The organism is Clostridioides sp. ES-S-0001-03 (assembly GCF_020676075.1).
Classification (GTDB): Bacteria; Bacillota; Clostridia; order Peptostreptococcales; family Peptostreptococcaceae; genus Clostridioides.
Map to the genome: position 1 here is coordinate 441,624 of NZ_JACVWJ010000003.1, position 19,328 is coordinate 460,951.

The window sequence follows — 19,328 nt, forward strand, 5'->3', positions numbered from 1 at the left end:
TCACCTCCTAAACTATTCCCTCAGCAGATACAACCATAGCGTCATTCAGTTTCTCAGTTAAGACATTAACTATTCCATCTAAGTCAGTATCTTTACTTATGTTGTTTGTATTGTTCATGTCAATTTTAATGTTGACTCCTGTAAAACGATTGATAGTCTCTTGTTCTGCAATGTCTCTAAGATATTTAAGGTCTTCTTGACTTTTGTCCATTGTTTTTGCCATTTTGGCTGTGTTTCCTGCGGTATCTTTTGCACTTTTCCCTAAATCACTTGAACCTATGCCATTATCTAACCCATACTTATTTTTATCCCATAAGTCTTTTAATCCTAGCTTGTCTTTTGCATCTTCTAGCATCTTGTTAATGTCAAAGGTATCTTTTAATTTATTAGATATAGCATTTTGCCATTTAGTCCCAAGTGCATTTCCTTTTTGAAATTCCGCTCCAATATCTTTGTATCCCATTCTCTCTAGCGTCACTTTTTCTGGTGCATTTCCTACCCATTTGTTTAAACTGTCAATCTGTTGTTTAATGTAACTATTATCTGCTTTAACTGGTGTAAATGTTGCTTCTGTAACTTTCCCGATGTCCACTCCAGGAATTTTGTTTAGTAAATCAACAAGCTTATTTACTCCTCTGATTGCTATATTTGCCCCGTCTATAAAGGCTTTTCCAAGTGCATTTCCTGCACTATTTACAGAATCATTTAGAGATGCCATTTTTTCTATTATGAATATTACACCTTTTGCAATTGCTTGTTTCATAAAATATATACACTGATTCCAACCATTCGCAATAGCTTCATTTACAAATATACAACCATTGAGAAGCCCAATCATTATATTTTGTATTGTTGCAACTGCTGCAAATACTGCACCTACAATTGCTCCTAGTACAGTCAGACTTGTTCCTGCGAATTTATTTACTGCTGCTACTGCAACAAAAACTACTACTACAAATGCTATAATACCTGCTATTATCCAAAAAATTGGACAAGATAATAATGCTGCATTAAATCCCCATTGTGCTGCTGTTGCTTGTGCTGTTACCAAAGCTTCCATAGTTTGTGCAGATATTTTTCCAAATATCGCAAATTCTTGTGCTGCTAAAGCTGCACAAGCTTTATACGCAGCTACTGCATACAATGAATTTACAAAAGATGCTACTGTAGTGGCAATTGTACTTGCAAGTAATACTCCTTTATATATCGCAATTGCTGCCACCACTCCATAAATAATTGGCTTTATTATGCCCCAATTCTGAGCAAAGACATTAGCAACATTTAGTGCAGCATTAGTAATCCATCCCAATCCTTGTATTATCAGTACAGTTCCTGTTGTAATTCCTTGTACAAAACCTGAGAAAAAATCACTATTTAAAATATTTTTTATAATATTCAGCGTATCATAAAGATTTGAAGATATTGCAATCATAACGTTCCGCATAGATACAACAATCTCACTAAACCTAACGCTTTGCAAAGCTCCACTTATCTTTCCTAATGTCTCAGAGAAAATCATATAGGCATCATTTTTCATCATTGTAAGAGCTTGAGAAAAAGTTATTGGCATGCTTGCGAATTTCTTTTCTATTTCAGCACTTGCTTTAAATAGTGCATTTCTCACTACATCTGCCGTTATAGCTCCTGTCCGAGATAAATCTTTTAGTGCTTCTTTACCCTTACCCATAGATTCAGCTATTTTAGTAGCTAGAAGTGGAGCATTTTCCATAATAGACCTAAATTCGTCACCTTGAAGCTTTCCTGCCGCCATCGCTTGTGTAAGTTGATACATTGCTGCACTCGCTTCTGATGCTGACGTTCCTCCTATTACAAATGATTTATTCATTAATTCTGCAAATTTTACAACTTCTGCACTACTTCCAAAAGCTTCTCCTGCTAATATTCCCAATTTACTGACTTGTGCTGCTGTATCTGCATAACTAGCTCTTGCACTTTGAGCAGATAAATAAATCATTTTATTAAGTTGTTCTGTTGTCTGTAACCCATCATTCATTAAAGCCAATCTTGCTTTTGTACTTGCAATTGTATCTGCCGCTTTTGTAATACTTTCTATTCCTTTTATTCCAATATATACTCCCGCTATACTTCTAAGTTTAGCAACTAATACGGAGCTTGCTTCACTTCCTTGCTTTATCTTATTATTAAAGTTTTCCTGTTCATTTGTATTTCTTCCAATTTTCTGTTCTATCCTAGTTAATATGTTTTCAATATTGTTTAAACTTTGTTGAGATGCTTGTATACCACCAGCATTGAGTGGATTATTCAATCTCCCTTGTAGCCTTTCAAGACTATTAATCGTTGTGTTAATAGAAGTAGTCATATTGCGAAATGCAGGTGTCATTCCGTCGAAAATTCGGATTGATGTTTGTATTGTAGCCATATTGTTACTCTCCTTTCTTTTTAAGCATAATAAAAGCACCTACTTTTTAGTATGTGCTTCATAATTTAAAACTTATCTTTTATTATTTATGCCCAAAACTGCTTACCACAGCTCAAGCATGTAACTCTAACTTTCTTTGCACCTAAGTTGCCTGCCATTAAACCAAGTCCTCCTACAACAGTTGCTCCAGCTACAGCTTTTCCTATACCAAACCCCTTTTTATGAGCAGATAATGAAACAGAACCACATTTGGGGCAACGTGCTACATTATCATTCTCAAATTCATTAAATTTTTTATAGTTATCTTCCCTTAATTCGTCTTTTTCTTCTTCAATATTTATTTTTTCACTTAACTCTTTTAATTCTTTAAAAGCTGGATATATAATATTTTTACACTCTTTTATGTCTAGCTCTAGTAGCCTCATTACAACATCAATCGCTAAAATTTTATCTCCTTTAGTTTCTTTATAAATATTAGTCAGATTTAATTCTTTTCCATGAATATTTATAAAGAAATCATCATTGTTAACTGTATTTACTAATACAGGTGTTCCACAGTTTGAACAAAATTTTCCTGCACCAGTTATCTCATAACCACAGTTTGAACAAAACATAACAAATCCCCCTAGTACAATAATTTTATAAGATTATTATACTATATCAGTAAAATTTTTACATTATAATCACATCCTTTCAATAAAAAAACACCTACTATTCAAGTAAGTGTTTTTAGTATTTTGATTTTAAATCCACATAGTTAATATAAAATTAATACAAAGCATCGCCGATTATCTTGATGTAGATATCTTTACATACCACATAGTTAATATAAAATGAAGATGCAAAGAAAAAACTTGGGCTTGATGATTTAATTTACATACCACTTAGTTAATATAAAATCTGTGTCTTTTGCACCTTTTGCTGCATCATTTAAACTTACATACCACATAGTTAATATAAAACGAAACAAATGCTCAGTTTGAAAAAATGCCTTACACTTTCTTTACATACCACATAGTTAATATAAAACATTTACTATTGCTTTACTGTTTATCTCAAAAGAGCTCTTTACATACCACATAGTTAATATAAAACACTAAAGATGGATTTGATAATATTATCTTAAGAAACCTTTACATACCACATAGTTAATATAAAATCTTTATAGTAGTAGCTTTTATTCCTTTATCTTTCAACTTTACATGCCACTTAGTTAATATAAAATTTGGAAATGTAAGCCAAACTGCACATCATTTAATAAGCTTTACATACCACTTAGTTAATATAAAACGGTATAAAATCGGCTGGAAAAGACATTAATATATGTATTTACATACCACTTAGTTAATATAATCTTCTATTTCCATTATACCATTTTTTAACATATAAAGCACTTGAAACAACATAATATCCAAGTGCTTTATCTATATTATTTATTCTCTTTCTTTTCTTTTTTCCTACCTTCTTCTTTCACTAAATTTACAAATCTATAAAATCTTTCTGGATTTTCATTTTTCATCTTTTCAAAGATACTTCCAAGTTCTTTAATAAGTTCTATCCTATCCATATCAAGTAAATTCTCATACATTGTATTAATCCCCCTCAAAACTAAACTAAAATATATTATTTAATACAATAGAATTTACTCAATTTTATATACAACATGGAAATTCTTTTTCTCACCTGCAATTTTAACAGGTCTATTATTCTCCTCTATCCAATTTCTTATTTTATCTATTACACTTTGTGAATACTTTGTTGTAGTTCCATTCCAATTATCCTTATTTGCTAATACTATGAGTTTTTCTTCTTCTTTAATATCTAATTTCTTAATAATCTCACAAACTGCCACAAAAGCAGGTTTATTTGTTTTAGAATACATATTTAATTTAATTGCAATTTGTTTTGTATCAAAGAAATGCTCTTTTTCTTCAATCTCCAAAGGTAACTCTATTCCTGCTTTTTTATAGATAGTCTTTGCTGTAAGTAACTTTGCTTTTTCATCTATTCCAGCACCGTTTAGAAAAGGTGTTAGTATTTCTATAGTCTTGTTAACTGTATCTAAGCTTTCTATTTCATTTGCCTTGTCTCGTAGTTCTTGAGGGTTGGCATTGTTAGTTATGTATGCACCTGTTTGTCTAATAGTTGGAAGAACATCATCAAATATCCAGCTTTCAAATTTTTCTGCACTTTGTAATTCACTATTGCTAACGAGTCTATACATATCACCTTCTGGAATGATGTTTACCTCTAAAGTTTTAATTTTACTTTGTGGGTGAGGTATGTGGTGTTTCACCACCCACTTGCAATGTTGTTTAATTGCATTAGTAGTATCTTTATATCCAAGAGATTTAGCAATATCTGTCGCAACAAAATATAACTTTCTATCAATCTCAACTGTTCTTATTTCTCCAAAATCTTCATTTTTAAATATTTGTAAATCATTCATCATACATACTCCTCCTAAATTTAATTTGAAAGAAGTTTCTCTATATGATAAAATATTTCATATAGAAGTGCTAACTTCTTTGTTGGAAATAGAGCATTCAATCTTTGGTCGGGGAGAATGCTCTATTTTGTTATTTCTCTAAAAGTAAATGGATTCCCTGTCTTATAGCCTCTGCTTTTGTAAGGTTATTTTTTTTACAGTATTCATCTAATTTTTCATTAGTTTCATCATCTACTCTAACCTTAATATCATTAGTTTTAGGGCTTCCTACAACAGGTCTTCCTATTTTTTTAGGACTCATGTTATCACCTCACTTTTGAGTTCCATAATTAAATTATATAGTTTTGGAACTCAAAAGTCAATAACTTATCCCAATTTTTTCTAATTATTTTACTCAACCGACCAATTTGAGCAAAACAAAAGCACCTACATATTTGTAAGTGCTTTCTATGTTTATTTAGTTTTTATCTACATTGTTAATATAAAACTGTTGCAGAAAAATATTCCTGTATGAAATACATTTATATTTACATTCCATATAGTTAATCTAAAACTTGGATTGCCTTCTTCATCATATCCAGATACTAAATTATTTACATTCCATATAGTTAATCTAAAACCTGTCTTTTTAGCCATTGAATCAAAATCTGTTTGTCAATTTACATTCCATATAGTTAATCTAAAACTTAAAAACGTACTTATATTATAATGTCGTGTATAAGGATTTACATTCCATATAGTTAATCTAAAACGGAATAGATTCTTTCAGAGAAAGAAGCTTGTATACTTTATTTACATTCCATATAGTTAATCTAAAACTCTTTTAAGACTATAATATAATTAAAGATAAACAAAATTTACATTCCATATAGTTAATCTAAAACTTTTAACTCTTTTATAAGTTCTTGCATTATTGTGTTATTGTGTTATTTACATTCCATATAGTTAATCTAAAACGGAAATTTATTCTTTATGTTTTGCATAGATTCCCAAAGATTTACATTCCATATAGTTAATCTAAAACTCTCCATTATACCTTTGAAACGAAATAGGTATTTTTAAATTTACATTCCATATAGTTAATCTAAAACAAGATTTAATTGGAGTTCCTTCTGGTGATGTTTTTGTATTTACATTCCATATAGTTAATCTAAAACGGTTTTGAAATTGATTGTATTGTAGTAGTAGCAACTGATTTACATTCCATATAGTTAATCTAAAACCCCAAAATAAACTTAGTATTTCCAATATCTACACATACACACCTCTCTCAAATTTGCAGTGAACCGTGAGTAATGCAATTGATAACATTTATCACACACCCTCAATGCCTTGTATTGCAATTGTTAAACTTCAATTTATCGCAAATATTGCTCACTGCAAAATCTCTACATTTTTATTATATCATAAAAATATTATTTTTGAATATCTGTACCAATTTGTGGTATAATAAAAGCAATGAAATAATTTACTCCTACAAAGAGTGATTATTTTCAGTTGTTAAGTGAAAATATTATTTTTTTAAATCACCCTTATTGGCGTCTGGGTGATTTTTTATTTTGTCATAAATATAAGCTGATATAACACCAGCTAGTATGCTTAATAAAAAACCTATCATATAATTTCACCTCCTTCCTTATTTGGAATTTGGCGTTTAATATGAAAATAATCACCCTTCGCACTTTCGATTATTATCCTTGCTACAATCATTATAACATATAATTCTTACATATTTTACCAATTTTTTTATATAAACAATGAAATTCAAGTAAATAAATACCTACTTATTTATGTATATTTTATAAATTAATTGCTTTATAATCAAGTTTTCATTTTTTTAATAAAAATTTTTATTTTTTATTTTATATAAACAATATTTTTTCTAATTTGTGGTATAATAAAAGCAAGAAGAACTACAATCTATTTGACAGTAGAGTGAAGTTCATAATTTAAACAATTAGTAATTATTTAAATTTGTGGAACTTGATTTTAAAATCAAATTCCCAGCCACTTTTACTCTTGCCACGAGTTGAGTGGCTTTTTACTTTTAGAAATACTTTACAAATTAAGCAAAATATTAAACTAGCAATAACGCCAGCTATTACATTAAGTAAAAAGTTATTCATACTTCCCACCTCCTTTCATTAGGAAGTAGGTTTTATCCCAGTATGAACTCCACTCTATAAATTGTAGATTACATCTTCTTGCTAAAAATATTATAACATATAATTATTACATATTTTACCTATTCTATATTTATTTTTTTATTTTGCTATCTTCTTCGTCCCCTCTTTCTCTCTCTTTCAGCTTCTTTCATTGCTTCCTCTTCATCTTCTATCTTTATAAGTATTGAGGCGGCTGCTAACGCTCTCTCATTAACTTCTAAATTCATATATTCACTTGGCTTCCACTTTAATTTTTGAATACAATAATGAGTGATGCTAGCATCAAAATCGCCACCTCTGATTAGTTTTTTGCTTCTTCTACTTTATCCTCAAAAGATGTATCAAATCCATTGACTTCATTCACTTTTACTGTATAATTGACATACTCACCTGCTGTAAGCATTGTCTTTAATAACTGAGCTTCTCCCATTACTCCATAACTATTTTGGAGTTCGGCATCCTTTAAATCTGGAAATACTGTAGATGCTACACATAATTCAGCTACATAACTATTGTAGTCAATTTCACTTGTATATTGTCCAGTATGCTTACCATTGTTACCAATCACTTTTACTCTTTTAGTACACTTTCTTCTTAGTGCTTCGTCTTCTTCAGATGATAAAACTTTTAATTCCCATTCAACTGGTTTCCCTTCTTTATCTAAAAATCTGTTACTCGCTACATATTTTACATTATCAACCTTTATTGCATTTTGACTTAAAAAAGCACTTAAATTACTCATATTATTCTAATCTCCTTTTATTTTAATTTTTCATATAAAAAATACACATTTATAACTTATAAATGTGTATTTTACTCCATACCTATATTTTTTATTACTTCTTCCAATGGAATTTTTTTAGTAACTAATTGATTATAAAGAAATAGATACTTAACATTCAAATTTTCTGCACATTGTTTTAAAGTAATCATTTCACCTTTATAATTAACTCTAATACTATTTCTTTTATTATTTCGTTGAACTTCCCAAGTAACCCATCTACAATTTGATGGTTCGTAATTTCCATTCACATTAATTCTATCTATTGTTAAACCTTTTCTATATCCATTTTCTATAGACCAGTTATAAAAATTTATAAAATCCTCTAGCCATTCATTGCATACTTCTATGCCTCTACCTCCATAATAATTATAATCTTTATTACTCTTATTTGTGCACCTTTTAATCATACGGTGATAAACTCTATATAAGCTATCATTAGATTTATTATGCGTTGTAGAGCGCTCTAGTAATATTTCCTTTCTTATACAGCCACAACTTTGTGCTTTTCCTTGTTCTAATGCACTTGTACTAGTTATTGTTCTATTTCCACATTCACATTGACATAACCATAAATTGTGACTATATTTATCTTTCCCAGACATTTTCAATACTGTAAGCTTCCCAAAAGTTTTCCCAGTTATATCTTTAAATCTCTTATTTTGTCCTTTCCAGTTTGGAGAACAACCACAATGTGGAGGCTTCTCATTTTTAATTGATTGCTTTAAATTATTTTCTACTCTCTCAACTTTATTCCCACACTCACATTGACATAGCCAGACTTTTTTACTATGTTTATTTCTCCCTAAATATTTAATTAAAGTAAGTTTGCCTAATTTAATTCCACTTTCAAATTCCATGAAATACCTCCAAATAATTTATACTTACATCATAATATTTTTCAAGTATAATTCAATTTTATAACATTCCATTAAGTAATGCAAAGGATTCAACTAATTCCCAATCCTCAAAAGTGAAATCCATATCTTCATCTAAATACTCACCATCAGCATCAAATTTAGTAATTATTCCACTGTCCATATTACAATCTTTAAGTACTACTGTCTGTCTTCCTACAGCAGATGTAGGGTCTTCATTTGTAACTTGTATGTCAAAATAAATATCCTCACCAGTTTCTTTATATCTGTAAAGTAATTCTCTAAAAATAGAAGTATTATAATGAAATGTTGCACTTCCAGTATTTGTACTCCCAGTTGTTTTATTTCCCTTTGTTGTTCTTCCTAGAATTGGAACTTCACTTTTATTTTTTTCCATTTTAGCCTCTAAATCTATAGCTTGCATAAAATTATATCTTTTACCTTCTATAGTTATAAAACATTCAGCTTTCTTTGCACTAACTGTATCTTTAGCATTTATTGTTTGAGCCATATTATCACTCTCCTCTCTAATTAACTGAAACAGTCATATAAAGCTTACTCATAGCATTTATTACCTTAACAGCATCAGATACTATGACAGTTTTCTTATCATTTCCAAGCTCTACACTAACATCATCAGTTTTAAAATCTTCTATTGCCCTTATATTCTCTAATTCTTTATGGTGTTTAACAACATCATTCCAGAAACTTATTCTTCCTGCCTTATCATTCGGAACTTTACCTAAATACTTTTCATTAAATAAAGTTGCAATATCATTAGCAATTTGGTCAAGTACTCTAACACTTTGGTTACTTGAAAAATCGTCATTTTTATCATCTGTAAATGATACAAAAGTATTTATATCCTCTAACACATGAACTTCATCTCCCACCTTGTGGAATATAAATTTACCAGTTTTTAAAGCTTCTTCAAGTTGTATTTGTGTATAATTAACATCAACATCAAACTCACCATCATACTTTTTATTAGTATTAGATTTATTTATATCGCATCCTGCTATAGCTCCAGTAGCCCAATAAATCAAGCTAGATTCAACTAAATCTTTATCTTTAATCTTATTTTCTATAGACACTACACCTTCATAATCTGCATCACTTTTCTTATATAGTACTGTTTGAAACTTAGCTCCTACCTTATCTCTCATTCTCTTTGTAAATTCTACAAATAAACTTTTAATTTCTGTTGTTGTAGCCAAACACCCTAGTGCATTAAATGAATAACTTTCTATTTTATCCAAGAAAGCTTGGTACTCTGCTCCTGTCACAGCTTCGCCATTGGTTCCACCAGTAAATACAAGTCCTGCACTTGCTTCTAGTGTTGCATCCTTCTTCCAAGTGATATAGTCATTGTCTTGTAAGTCTGTAATAACCTTTGCTATTTGAGTATCTACCTTCTTATTATCTAAAAGTATTACAACATCAAACTTAGCATTATCATCTATATTTGTTGTAACTGTTACTTTTAAGTCATTTCCTCTTATACCACTATATTTTGCTGTGGCTATAGTACAACTGGCTTTAACGCCTTTATTTAATTTATAAAAATATCCCAACCTTATATTTTTGAATAAATCTCTCAAACCTTTCAGCTTCTCATGAGTATAATCATATCCAAAATACTTCACTGAATACTTCTCAAAATCATCACTGGTTACTTGGAATGCTTCTTCATCTATGCCCCAATCTAACTCTAAAGGCATTGCAACAATACCTCTATCTGATAATGAACTGGTTGCCCTCTTAGCTGAGATAAAATTTATATATGCACCAGGAAGTATTTTATTTTGCGTTACGAATGTTCCTCCACCTAAAGCCATCTAACTCACTCCTTTCATAAATTTATTTATTCTATCCTCTACCTCTGAGAAGGAATATAACTCATTTTCTTTTAAAATTGCATTTAATAAATCTTTTCTATTTACATACTTCTTAGAGTTAACTATCTGCTCCTTAGTAAACTTGTAGTTATCTTCTTTGCTTAATGCTTTACTCAAAATTATCACCTCTCTTCAAACCACCGAATAACTCTACTGTATCCATCTTATTGGTATCATTATTTTTTATAGTAAAATAGTTATAATCAACAAAGAAGTGAAGAACATTGTCTATAATTTCAAAATTCATATTTGTACCTCTTACTAAATCTCCATCAATTTCTATATACTCTAATTCCTCCAGTAGCATCTCAGCTATCTCATTTATTTCAAAATTCTTATCTTCTGAACGAGGGAAATAATGTACATCAAAAGAATTTTTCTTTAATTCTCTCCCGCTTGGATATGGTGTCTTGCTTGGATTTAAAGGAACAATAAAAAAACAAGGTTCATTAATACCTTGCTCCACATCTTCGCTATAAATTGTATATTTTTCTCCAAACGATTTATCTAACTTTACTGATATTCCATCTATAATATTATTAAGCATCAAACACTCCTTTAAGCAATATTAATAGTTTTTTCTCTATTATCTTATCAACTTGACTTTGTAGTTCCATTTCTGAAATAGTTAAGAAATGTTGTCCTTTAACCCAACCCTTGCCATTTTTAGTTCTATGACCAAATTCAACATATGCATTTTGTTATCCTAAAGGCTTTTTATCCTCTAGCTCTTATAGTTTCCTATAAGTTCGGCGTACATCATCAACAAAATAAACTTTATTTAGTTGCCCAGCACTCTTGGAGAGATTATATTTATTCACTCTCTACGCTCTACGGAAACCTATAGCCTATCCGCAATCTATAGGTTTTCCTCGGTATTGGCATATATAATTAATTAAATATTTTTCCATGTTCTTCTATGGACTATATTTGATATAGATGAATATGTTACAGGATATATTTCACTTAGTTGTTTTATTGTATATCCATCAGAATACTTTTTTCTAATTTCTTTTACATCCTCAATAGATAACTTAGCTCTGCTTTCTTCAATAATCTTAACTTTTTCTATAAGCTTATTTCCTACTAATCCCTTAGAATATCTACTTCTTAAGCAAGAGTATGAAATACCTGTTTTTTCAGAAAGCTCTATCAATGTAATTTCTTTTTCTTCATGTTTTACTAATATATTTGTTGACCTATTTCTACATTGTGTCTTTATATCCACCCATCTACAATTGCTTGATTCATAATTTCCTTCATTATTTATTCTATCAATTGTAAGTTTCTCTGAATATCCATTACTCAATGCCCAATTTGCAAAATTATCATAGCAAAACCATTCATCACACACAATTATATTCCTTTCACCATATCTATTGTATCTTTTATTATTTTTATCTGTACATCTAGATATTATACCCTTCCATATACTGTAAAGTCTTTTATTTTGAACCTTATATTTCTTTTTAAATTGGTATTTGTCTGTTAAATTTAATTTATCTTGTTCTTTTTTTAAACATCCACAAGATTGCACTAAGCCACTAGTTAAAGAGTCAGTTCTTATTTCTTTGAAATTTCCACAATCACACTTACATAACCAATATTTCCTATTTCTTTTACCGCTTTTTATCTCTTTAGAAAATTTAATGACTCTTAGCCTTCCAAATTTTTTTCCTGTAATATCTAAAAATTTTGCCATAAAATCACCTCTTTTATACATTATAAATCAAGAGTTATTCTATGTCCATATTCTACCTACTTTATAATGTAACACTATTACACTTAGCGTTTACCGATTTTGCTGGGTTTTATATGCCCCATTGTGTTAAGGCATATTCAGTTGGATTAACAACTTCTATAATATAATTATTACCTTGTTTGTAAACAGGAAGCGACCTAGCATAAGCTACTCCACTCCAACCCTCTCTCAAAAATCCTGTATCAACTGGTGTCCTTCTAATTACTTTTCCTAAGAGTCTTGCTGCTAATTCTCTTGCTGCATCCTTGCAAAACTTATCTAAATCAATCTTTGTAAATTTCTCCATCTTTTTACAAACTCTTTTAAACTCTCTAAAATCAACACTGCCCCATCTAGCCATTATGCTTTATCCTTAAATAACTCAAGTATTATTTCTTGATGATTTGGATATATAGCTGATTCTCCACTTCTTACATACTCTTTATCATTTATAATAAGTTTTGAACCTGCTTTAATTTCTATATCTGGAGATATAAAGAGTTTAATAGTTTGCTCTAGCTTAGCTAATTTCCCTTCTGTAGCAGAAACTATATTTTTATATGAAAGTTTACATGGTTGATTTTCTAATACAATCACTTCTTTATTGTTAGTTCGTTTTGTTACAGGGTCTTTAATTGGCTGATACTCAACTATAGTACATTTATCTCTATATAACATTTCTATTGCTTTTCTAGTTTTACTTACCATCTTAAGCACCTAAAGGTTAATATCTTATTCTTACCATAAGTAGTAAGATAAGCTATTAAGCTATCAAAGCGTTGTTCTGGTGTTTGAGAACCACTTCCTATAGCAAAATCTACCTTTGTATCACCTTCTGATATAGACTTTTCTACAACTTCGAAATTAAGACTTTCTATATCTAATTGACCCATATTCTTCTTAGTAAATAGAAATTCTCCAACTATCATATCTACTTCAATTTCTTTTAACTTAATTGGTATAGTCTTTATGTTACAATCAAGTTTAATTATATTCTCTATCTTTTCTTTTACAAAATCTATTAACCATTTATCTCCATCCTTTAGAACATATCCAAACCCTTCGAGTCTTTTTTCTATACTGTCAATCACATTATCAGCTTCTTTTTTCATAACATCCACCTACTTTTTAGTCTTACTTTTTTCTGTAAGTTCTGCTTTTTCTGTAGATTGACTATTTTCTTCCTCTAAAACTTTTACTTTCTCATTAAGCTGCTTATTTTCTTCTTCTAAAGATTCAACTTTATTTCTTAAAATATTATTTTCAGCTACCAAATCTTTTATATTTAATGACTTACCATACTTTATTGCCTTACCAGTTTCATCTATTAAGTCATATCCCATTTCTAAGAAATCATCTATCCTACATTCTTCTATAGTTAATATTCTATTTAATTTCCTTACTTGTGCCATTATGCTCCAGCTCCTTCAACAACAAATTGTATTGCATCAGCTTTTTTATTTAATATAAATACATCCTCAAAACTTTCTTCAAAGTACAAGTATTTTCCTTCCGTAACTGCTCTTGGTTCATCTAATGTAGAGAATTGATAAGAGACTGGTGTAATTACTGCGGATGGATGTATTAAAGACATATTTATTTGTTTAGCTCCTGCTCCTGCTTTCCATCCAGTTGTAAAATCATATGCAGTTTTCATAAGTGCTGATGGAATTTTAATTATCTTTACTGTATCTATATCAGTTGTTTGACGATTAAGAGAAGTCCCTCCATCTTTTATATTTACTGTTCTTTGTATCTCTTTAGCATTTTTAATAATAGTGTTTATTACTGGTGTAACATACAATATTCTTCCATTTTCTGGGACCCTAGCTTCTGTCATTCTTTCCATCATCATATCAAATATTTCTAAGACATTTGCAGTTGTAATAACTGTTGTATCTGCTACTTTGCCTAGTGATGTCCAATCAGCATATATTTTAGATATACAATAAGCGTCCATTTCAGGGAACTTTTGTTCTTCATTGTATACTTGAGTTATATTACCTATTGAAGCTACATGATTAGTTTGGTCAATATCCGCTGGATGAACTAATGTTGACCATTTTCTTTGGTTAGTTAATACCTTGGGTTCCCAAGCATTATCATAGTTTCTTTGAGCTACTGCTATTGTATCTCTGTTTGAATCTACCCTTCCAGTTGTAGATATAGTTGGTATTTCTATTGTTTTAGACCCAGTCCATCTATATCTTCCATTATTTTCTGTAGCATACAAATCCCCGAAGTTTAAAGTATAAGGATATGCTTGTGCTAAAACATTTGAATATTCTTTTGCATAATTTAGTGCTGCCATTTTATTTCCTCCTATTTATTATTATTTTCATGAGGTCTTACCCCAGTAAAATTAAAACCAAAATCATTTATCTTAGGCTCTTGACCTGGTGTTATCGTATCTATTTTAGGTTCTTCACCTTCTAGCGTTGCATTAAACAAATAATCTTTATCCTGTTTCAAAGGATTTATTTGTTCTTCAAAAGCCTTTTGTCTATCTTTACTATTTCTTAGTGCTTCCATGTCTAAATGAGCTTTTAACGCTATCTCATCCCTACATTTAACAGACTTAAAAGCATCATTTAACCAGTAATTAAAATCTTTTTCTTCAATTTCTTTTTTGTAGGTTTCTTCCAAAGTTTTCTTATCAGTTTCATAAGTTGTTTTTAGATTCTCTACATCTTCTTTTGTCATACCTCCTTCAAACTTTTTAATAGTTTCATTAGCTGTATTAAGCTGTGTTTCAAGATTTGTATAATCTTCTTGAGTAACTGTAGTCTCCTTTATTTTCTTTTCTATAGATTTTTGAAGAGAAACTACATCAATTTTATTATCTTCTACTTTTATTCCTTCTAGCAATTCTTTTAACCAATCCATTTTAAATATCTCCTTTCATTCTTTACATAATAAAAAAGTCCTATCTAGGACTTACTAAAACCAATATTATTATTCATAAATAATACAGCTTATTAGTGAAGCTATAAGGTATATTGCTTTTCCTATTAAATATCCACTTATAACTCCTACTAAGCCATAAACTAATCTAACACAGGTAAAAGTATTATTATCTACCATATTAGCTATTCCTAAAACATGAGCCATGATTATGTTGATACCTATAAAAATACCTAAAGCTATACCAATAACTTTAATAATAAATGCTATAATATTTCTAGCACTTATTTTATTTGACTTCTTAATATATTTCTGTTTAAACATATTTCCATCCCCAAAAACTTATTCAATACGTTCTCTTAGACTTTCTTCTAATTGTTTTACAATCTTATCTATATCAACTTTATTTTCTTTTGCAAATATCCTATTTAATTTTTTCTCTAGTCTGTCTACTGCTTCATCGAGTGTTTCAATTTCTTTTGTAGTATTTTCTATATTTTTATCAAAGTCTTTTGTATCTAATTTTAACTTAGCTGAAAATTCTAAGCTATTTTTCTTAACCTTTTCTTTATCAATGTATCTATGCCCTTGTTCTAAATTTTCAGCATAGTTTGTTAAATTCTCAATAGTTGCAGTATATTCAACTTTTTGATATGTCATTTCAAATATATCGGCTTTACAAGGATATATTTCTCCTTTTACACCTTGTATAATGTAATCTCCTATATTAGCTTGATATATTACCCCTTCAAGAGTTCTTATGAATAATTTAGCCTCCCCCTTAGCAATAGAGTGTTCAACCCAAGCGTTGCCACGTTCAATCTCTTTTCGTATCCATACTGTTGGTTCTACATCTATGTCAAATCTAAAAGCTTCCACTTCAATTGCTTTCTTTACAAATCTAGCCATTTATTCATCCTCCTTAAATCCTACAATTTCAAGTTTCATTTCTGGACATATTAACCTTACCTCTTTTGATACCATCTCACTTGGATATTTGAAAACTTTATCAGAAATCTTTGTTTTTTCATCATCTAAATCCTCATAATACTTTTCAAATTCCCCACATGCACAAGAATAGATTTTACCTTCACTATCTTTTATAATCCAATCTCTATTATTTGCTCTAATGACTCCATTTCCATACTTTATACAGATAGTTTTCTTTACTTCACCTTTACGATTCATAGAGTTTAAAGATTCATCAAGCCATATAGTTCCCTTCTCAAAAGCTTGATAAAACCATCTAGGAGTGTTTGGACTTCCTAATATCCATTTAAAAGCTTCTACTTCCTCGGATTTCTTTTTAAACTTAGCCATATTACTTATTCCTCCTTAAAGCTTTAACCATATTTTCATTACTAACAAGCAAAGAATATGGTATGAGTATCACACCTAAAATAAAATTGAGTAGTGGGAATAAAGCTAGAAAAATAAAATTATATTTTTTTCTTTTTCTAACATTCATACTTTTAAATAATTCAATTAATTCCTTGTTACCATCAACCCTCATTTTTAATAAGTAAAGCCCTGTACAAAACACAATTACTGATAAAATATATAATTTAAGCATTTCAAGTCACCCTTTCAATAAATTTTCACATAATAAAATCACCTACTAATTTAGTAAGTGTCTCTAACATATTTCTCATACCATTCTTTATACTTCATACTTTGATGGCACATAATAAGTCTCACCGTCTTCTTCTCTTGCTGCCCTGTAACTTTCTTCACCATCAAAATATGGCACTACTACACATCTGCATCTAGGATGAAATGGTGGAGCTGTAATTCCTATTTCATAATGCTTCATTTCAATAACTTTGCCATCAAGAGGACTACATCTTTTCTCACAAACCCTACTATCTAATGCACTTACTATTTCATATTTCTCAACACCTAGACTATTAAAACAATCCCTTTGACTTGCTGAACTAAAAAAGGCAAGCTCAGATTTTACTAATAACTTAGCTTCTTCTTTGCTTGTATTAAAGTTTTTATTAATTTTATTTGTTAAGTCTCCAGGAGATGCTCCATTAATTAAAGTTTGTTTTAATCCTTTATCAAGTTCACTTATTAATCTTGGTCTATGCTTATTCCATATTCTATTACTAAATGTTATTCCATCAGTAGTCCAAGGTTTATTAATTATTTTATTAATCATATTTGGAATAAGCATGGCTAATAAAACTCCTGAGCCTTCACCTTTTTGAGTCTCAAAAGCAGTATGATAATAACTATCTTTATATGTGTCTGTTATAAGTCTATTTACATTCTCATACTCTTTTGAATATAATACTTCAATTTGATGCCTTGTTTTTAACTCTAATGCTTCTAGTCTGCTTATACGAACTCTTTTAACTGCACTGTCTAGTTCTTTCATCCACTTTTGACTAATTGCATTTTCTTCTCCATACTTGATATATTCTTCTAACGATAATTTAAGTTCAGTTAATTCACTTGAATTTAATAACTTCTCAGCTTCTTGCATGCTTATTTTATTATCCTTAGCAAATTTCATATACCAATTATTTATTTCTCTAAGGATATTGTAAAGTATTATGTCATATTGTTTTTCTAGTTCCTTGTTAAAGGTATCACCTTTGTTATGAACATCTTCTTCTAACTGATTAAATGTCTTTATCCAGTAATCCATATTATTCATTTATAGATTCACCTTCTTCAGTTTTCTTTTTAGTTGGAAAAGCATCTTCATATTCTTTTATACTTTCTTCTTTCTGTTTTTTAAGTCTTTCAAGTTCGTCATTAACATCTTCAACCCAAGGATGGTTAGAAACAATAGTTTCATCTGATATAATTCCAATTGATTTAGAAGCCATGTCTATTTTTTCAGATTCATTTATTATCATAGAATGATTAAATGTTATTTGAACTGACTTATAATCATAGCTCTTACTGCTACTTATCTTTAAATACTCACATACAAACCATAAAAGCTCTCTAATTGCTTTTTTAAACTTCTTTTCAGTCTTAGAACATTTTAAATCAAGTAGTGAATATAAAAATTTAAGTGCTACACCCGATTTATCACCTGTATTTTGAGACTCGGGATTAACCCCTTGACCAAAGATAATTATGTTCTTTTCTAATCTATCAAGAAGCTCCTTTTTAGCTTCGATTGGTATGCTTATTTCTAATTTATCAACGCCACCTCCATCATCTACTTTAACCGATTTATAGTATCTTATATTATCTATAAACTCCTGTAGACTTGTGCCTGGATACTCTTTTAATACATAAATAAACTCTTGTATCTCATCCAAATTGTCTGCAAGTGTAGAAATGTTATTGTCATATATATCTATTAATGATTTATAGAAAGTTAAATCTGAGACACACTTTTCATTGTTTTTAAAAGGTATAAAAGGTACTTTGCCCCATCCTTGCTCATTGTTGTTTACTCTAAAATGACCCTCTTGTATTTCTGTCAATTTTCCATATTCATCATATAAAAGCTCTTGAACAAAACTATTACCTCTTTCAATAAAGTAAGTTACATCATTTTCTGTATAATATTCAACTCTTTTTATCTTGTTACCATCTATATCTTCAATGTAGTAGAATCTAATAAATGCAACTAACTCCTTTTGCCTTTTGCTGTCCCAAATAGGAATAGCTTCCTCAACAGGTATTATTACATATTTAAACTCACCTTTTCTATTAATATATGGATGTAACCATTCAATCCCTTTATTACTAGCATTAAGGTATAGTTCTGTTATTGTATCGTCAAATTCTTCCCCTAGTATATCATTTAAAAGCTTAGTGAAATTGTCATCATCTGCATTAAATACAATAGGATTTCCAACACTATAGCCCACCTTTTGGTCAACTAAAAGTTTATGGTAGTTATTAATTGCCTTATTATTAACCTTAGTAAAATCATCAACCTTAGCTCCATCTAAGAAATAATATCTTCTCTTATTGTTTATATCAGTATTACCATAATAGTATTCTTCTCCTTGTTTGTATTTCTCTGGTCTATGCTTTAAAATATAATGTTCTATAACTCTTGCTAGATTAAAAGTACTCTCTTTTTTTAGTTGAGCTTTTATTAAATCTGTTTCACTTATATAAATATTCAACACCT

Annotated in this window: 25 protein-coding genes and 1 CRISPR repeat array; all 25 genes read right to left on the reverse strand. The window is 29.5% G+C overall.

Going from position 1 to position 19,328, the window contains the following annotated elements; all coding sequences use genetic code 11:
• Positions 1–7: 7 nt before the first annotated feature.
• On the reverse strand, positions 8–2,401 hold the full coding sequence (locus IC174_RS08550; protein WP_227482673.1) for a tape measure protein: 2,394 nt from the start codon (positions 2,399–2,401) through the stop codon (positions 8–10).
• A gap of 86 nt (positions 2,402–2,487) precedes the next feature.
• Positions 2,488–3,015: a zinc ribbon domain-containing protein gene (locus IC174_RS08555; protein ID WP_021396655.1), complete on the reverse strand. Its 528-nt coding sequence runs from the start codon at positions 3,013–3,015 to the stop codon at positions 2,488–2,490.
• An 815-nt stretch (positions 3,016–3,830) separates the two neighbouring features.
• The gene (locus IC174_RS08560) at positions 3,831–3,989 is read right to left on the reverse strand and encodes a hypothetical protein (RefSeq protein WP_021396650.1); all 159 of its coding nucleotides are present in this window, start codon (positions 3,987–3,989) and stop codon (positions 3,831–3,833) included.
• Between the two features lie 54 nt (positions 3,990–4,043).
• Positions 4,044–4,853, reverse strand: coding sequence for a Bro-N domain-containing protein (locus IC174_RS08565; RefSeq protein ID WP_021396652.1), 810 nt, complete (start codon positions 4,851–4,853; stop codon positions 4,044–4,046).
• A 127-nt stretch (positions 4,854–4,980) separates the two neighbouring features.
• On the reverse strand, positions 4,981–5,151 hold the full coding sequence (locus IC174_RS08570) for a ribbon-helix-helix domain-containing protein (RefSeq protein WP_021361718.1): 171 nt from the start codon (positions 5,149–5,151) through the stop codon (positions 4,981–4,983).
• Positions 5,152–5,375: 224 nt separating this feature from the next.
• A CRISPR array of direct repeats spans positions 5,376–6,073; the repeat unit is 29 nt; unit sequence ATTTACATTCCATATAGTTAATCTAAAAC.
• Between the two features lie 741 nt (positions 6,074–6,814).
• Positions 6,815–6,976 carry a type I toxin-antitoxin system toxin gene (locus IC174_RS08575; RefSeq protein WP_003429855.1) on the reverse strand — a complete coding sequence of 54 codons (162 nt, stop codon included), beginning with the start codon at positions 6,974–6,976 and terminating at the stop codon, positions 6,815–6,817.
• A gap of 340 nt (positions 6,977–7,316) precedes the next feature.
• Positions 7,317–7,757 carry a phage tail assembly chaperone gene (locus IC174_RS08580; protein WP_003429853.1) on the reverse strand — a complete coding sequence of 147 codons (441 nt, stop codon included), beginning with the start codon at positions 7,755–7,757 and terminating at the stop codon, positions 7,317–7,319.
• Positions 7,758–7,828: 71 nt separating this feature from the next.
• On the reverse strand, positions 7,829–8,656 hold the full coding sequence (locus IC174_RS08585) for a hypothetical protein (protein ID WP_009888843.1): 828 nt from the start codon (positions 8,654–8,656) through the stop codon (positions 7,829–7,831).
• 58 nt (positions 8,657–8,714) lie between these two features.
• A complete protein-coding gene (locus IC174_RS08590) occupies positions 8,715–9,185 on the reverse strand; it encodes a phage tail tube protein (RefSeq protein WP_009888842.1) in 471 nt (156 codons plus the stop codon).
• Positions 9,186–9,201: 16 nt separating this feature from the next.
• On the reverse strand, positions 9,202–10,512 hold the full coding sequence (locus IC174_RS08595) for a phage tail sheath family protein (protein WP_021396649.1): 1,311 nt from the start codon (positions 10,510–10,512) through the stop codon (positions 9,202–9,204).
• The gene (locus tag IC174_RS08600; protein WP_022620090.1) at positions 10,513–10,698 is read right to left on the reverse strand and encodes a hypothetical protein; all 186 of its coding nucleotides are present in this window, start codon (positions 10,696–10,698) and stop codon (positions 10,513–10,515) included. It lies immediately after the preceding gene.
• Positions 10,682–11,119 (reverse strand): DUF6838 family protein, encoded by a 438-nt coding sequence (locus IC174_RS08605; protein ID WP_009888839.1) that lies wholly within the window; start codon positions 11,117–11,119, stop codon positions 10,682–10,684. The genes IC174_RS08600 and IC174_RS08605 overlap by 17 nt, the downstream gene beginning before the upstream one ends.
• A 348-nt stretch (positions 11,120–11,467) precedes the next feature.
• Complete coding sequence (locus tag IC174_RS08610) at positions 11,468–12,274, reverse strand: hypothetical protein (protein WP_009888838.1); 807 nt, start codon at positions 12,272–12,274, stop codon at positions 11,468–11,470.
• Positions 12,275–12,383: 109 nt separating this feature from the next.
• A complete protein-coding gene (locus IC174_RS08615) occupies positions 12,384–12,674 on the reverse strand; it encodes an HK97 gp10 family phage protein (RefSeq protein ID WP_009893135.1) in 291 nt (96 codons plus the stop codon).
• Positions 12,674–13,021 carry a hypothetical protein gene (locus tag IC174_RS08620; protein ID WP_003433540.1) on the reverse strand — a complete coding sequence of 116 codons (348 nt, stop codon included), beginning with the start codon at positions 13,019–13,021 and terminating at the stop codon, positions 12,674–12,676. The genes IC174_RS08615 and IC174_RS08620 overlap by 1 nt, the downstream gene beginning before the upstream one ends.
• Positions 13,015–13,425, reverse strand: coding sequence for a hypothetical protein (locus IC174_RS08625; RefSeq protein ID WP_227482674.1), 411 nt, complete (start codon positions 13,423–13,425; stop codon positions 13,015–13,017). The genes IC174_RS08620 and IC174_RS08625 overlap by 7 nt, the downstream gene beginning before the upstream one ends.
• Before the next feature lie 9 nt (positions 13,426–13,434).
• The gene (locus IC174_RS08630; RefSeq protein ID WP_227482675.1) at positions 13,435–13,725 is read right to left on the reverse strand and encodes a hypothetical protein; all 291 of its coding nucleotides are present in this window, start codon (positions 13,723–13,725) and stop codon (positions 13,435–13,437) included.
• A complete protein-coding gene (locus IC174_RS08635; protein ID WP_227482676.1) occupies positions 13,725–14,624 on the reverse strand; it encodes a capsid protein in 900 nt (299 codons plus the stop codon). Before IC174_RS08635 ends, IC174_RS08630 begins: the two co-directional genes overlap by 1 nt.
• Before the next feature lie 11 nt (positions 14,625–14,635).
• The gene (locus IC174_RS08640) at positions 14,636–15,199 is read right to left on the reverse strand and encodes a phage scaffolding protein (RefSeq protein WP_227482677.1); all 564 of its coding nucleotides are present in this window, start codon (positions 15,197–15,199) and stop codon (positions 14,636–14,638) included.
• A 69-nt stretch (positions 15,200–15,268) separates the two neighbouring features.
• A complete protein-coding gene (locus IC174_RS08645) occupies positions 15,269–15,541 on the reverse strand; it encodes a hypothetical protein (RefSeq protein WP_227482678.1) in 273 nt (90 codons plus the stop codon).
• 18 nt (positions 15,542–15,559) lie between these two features.
• Complete coding sequence (locus tag IC174_RS08650; RefSeq protein WP_227482679.1) at positions 15,560–16,126, reverse strand: hypothetical protein; 567 nt, start codon at positions 16,124–16,126, stop codon at positions 15,560–15,562.
• Positions 16,127–16,537, reverse strand: coding sequence for a hypothetical protein (locus IC174_RS08655; RefSeq protein WP_227482680.1), 411 nt, complete (start codon positions 16,535–16,537; stop codon positions 16,127–16,129).
• Between the two features lies 1 nt (position 16,538).
• A complete protein-coding gene (locus IC174_RS08660; protein WP_227482681.1) occupies positions 16,539–16,790 on the reverse strand; it encodes a hypothetical protein in 252 nt (83 codons plus the stop codon).
• Positions 16,791–16,877: 87 nt separating this feature from the next.
• Positions 16,878–17,882, reverse strand: a complete 1,005-nt coding sequence (locus IC174_RS08665; protein ID WP_227482682.1) for a minor capsid protein — start codon at positions 17,880–17,882, stop codon at positions 16,878–16,880.
• Positions 17,875–19,326: a phage portal protein gene (locus IC174_RS08670; protein WP_227482683.1), complete on the reverse strand. Its 1,452-nt coding sequence runs from the start codon at positions 19,324–19,326 to the stop codon at positions 17,875–17,877. Before IC174_RS08670 ends, IC174_RS08665 begins: the two co-directional genes overlap by 8 nt.
• Positions 19,327–19,328 lie beyond the last annotated feature (2 nt).

What these genes read in the sequence shown, in the direction of transcription:
- IC174_RS08550 (WP_227482673.1), bottom strand. Translation starts at nt 2,401, where the DNA reads ATGGCTACAATACAAACATCAATCCGAATTTTCGACGGAATGACACCT.
- IC174_RS08555 (WP_021396655.1), bottom strand. Translation starts at nt 3,015, where the DNA reads ATGTTTTGTTCAAACTGTGGTTATGAGATAACTGGTGCAGGAAAATTT.
- IC174_RS08560 (WP_021396650.1), bottom strand. Translation starts at nt 3,989, where the DNA reads ATGTATGAGAATTTACTTGATATGGATAGGATAGAACTTATTAAAGAA.
- IC174_RS08565 (WP_021396652.1), bottom strand. Translation starts at nt 4,853, where the DNA reads ATGATGAATGATTTACAAATATTTAAAAATGAAGATTTTGGAGAAATA.
- IC174_RS08570 (WP_021361718.1), bottom strand. Translation starts at nt 5,151, where the DNA reads ATGAGTCCTAAAAAAATAGGAAGACCTGTTGTAGGAAGCCCTAAAACT.
- IC174_RS08575 (WP_003429855.1), bottom strand. Translation starts at nt 6,976, where the DNA reads ATGAATAACTTTTTACTTAATGTAATAGCTGGCGTTATTGCTAGTTTA.
- IC174_RS08580 (WP_003429853.1), bottom strand. Translation starts at nt 7,757, where the DNA reads ATGAGTAATTTAAGTGCTTTTTTAAGTCAAAATGCAATAAAGGTTGAT.
- IC174_RS08585 (WP_009888843.1), bottom strand. Translation starts at nt 8,656, where the DNA reads ATGGAATTTGAAAGTGGAATTAAATTAGGCAAACTTACTTTAATTAAA.
- IC174_RS08590 (WP_009888842.1), bottom strand. Translation starts at nt 9,185, where the DNA reads ATGGCTCAAACAATAAATGCTAAAGATACAGTTAGTGCAAAGAAAGCT.
- IC174_RS08595 (WP_021396649.1), bottom strand. Translation starts at nt 10,512, where the DNA reads ATGGCTTTAGGTGGAGGAACATTCGTAACGCAAAATAAAATACTTCCT.
- IC174_RS08605 (WP_009888839.1), bottom strand. Translation starts at nt 11,119, where the DNA reads ATGCTTAATAATATTATAGATGGAATATCAGTAAAGTTAGATAAATCG.
- IC174_RS08610 (WP_009888838.1), bottom strand. Translation starts at nt 12,274, where the DNA reads ATGGCAAAATTTTTAGATATTACAGGAAAAAAATTTGGAAGGCTAAGA.
- IC174_RS08615 (WP_009893135.1), bottom strand. Translation starts at nt 12,674, where the DNA reads ATGGCTAGATGGGGCAGTGTTGATTTTAGAGAGTTTAAAAGAGTTTGT.
- IC174_RS08620 (WP_003433540.1), bottom strand. Translation starts at nt 13,021, where the DNA reads ATGGTAAGTAAAACTAGAAAAGCAATAGAAATGTTATATAGAGATAAA.
- IC174_RS08625 (WP_227482674.1), bottom strand. Translation starts at nt 13,425, where the DNA reads ATGAAAAAAGAAGCTGATAATGTGATTGACAGTATAGAAAAAAGACTC.
- IC174_RS08630 (WP_227482675.1), bottom strand. Translation starts at nt 13,725, where the DNA reads ATGGCACAAGTAAGGAAATTAAATAGAATATTAACTATAGAAGAATGT.
- IC174_RS08635 (WP_227482676.1), bottom strand. Translation starts at nt 14,624, where the DNA reads ATGGCAGCACTAAATTATGCAAAAGAATATTCAAATGTTTTAGCACAA.
- IC174_RS08640 (WP_227482677.1), bottom strand. Translation starts at nt 15,199, where the DNA reads ATGGATTGGTTAAAAGAATTGCTAGAAGGAATAAAAGTAGAAGATAAT.
- IC174_RS08645 (WP_227482678.1), bottom strand. Translation starts at nt 15,541, where the DNA reads ATGTTTAAACAGAAATATATTAAGAAGTCAAATAAAATAAGTGCTAGA.
- IC174_RS08650 (WP_227482679.1), bottom strand. Translation starts at nt 16,126, where the DNA reads ATGGCTAGATTTGTAAAGAAAGCAATTGAAGTGGAAGCTTTTAGATTT.
- IC174_RS08655 (WP_227482680.1), bottom strand. Translation starts at nt 16,537, where the DNA reads ATGGCTAAGTTTAAAAAGAAATCCGAGGAAGTAGAAGCTTTTAAATGG.
- IC174_RS08660 (WP_227482681.1), bottom strand. Translation starts at nt 16,790, where the DNA reads ATGCTTAAATTATATATTTTATCAGTAATTGTGTTTTGTACAGGGCTT.
- IC174_RS08665 (WP_227482682.1), bottom strand. Translation starts at nt 17,882, where the DNA reads ATGAATAATATGGATTACTGGATAAAGACATTTAATCAGTTAGAAGAA.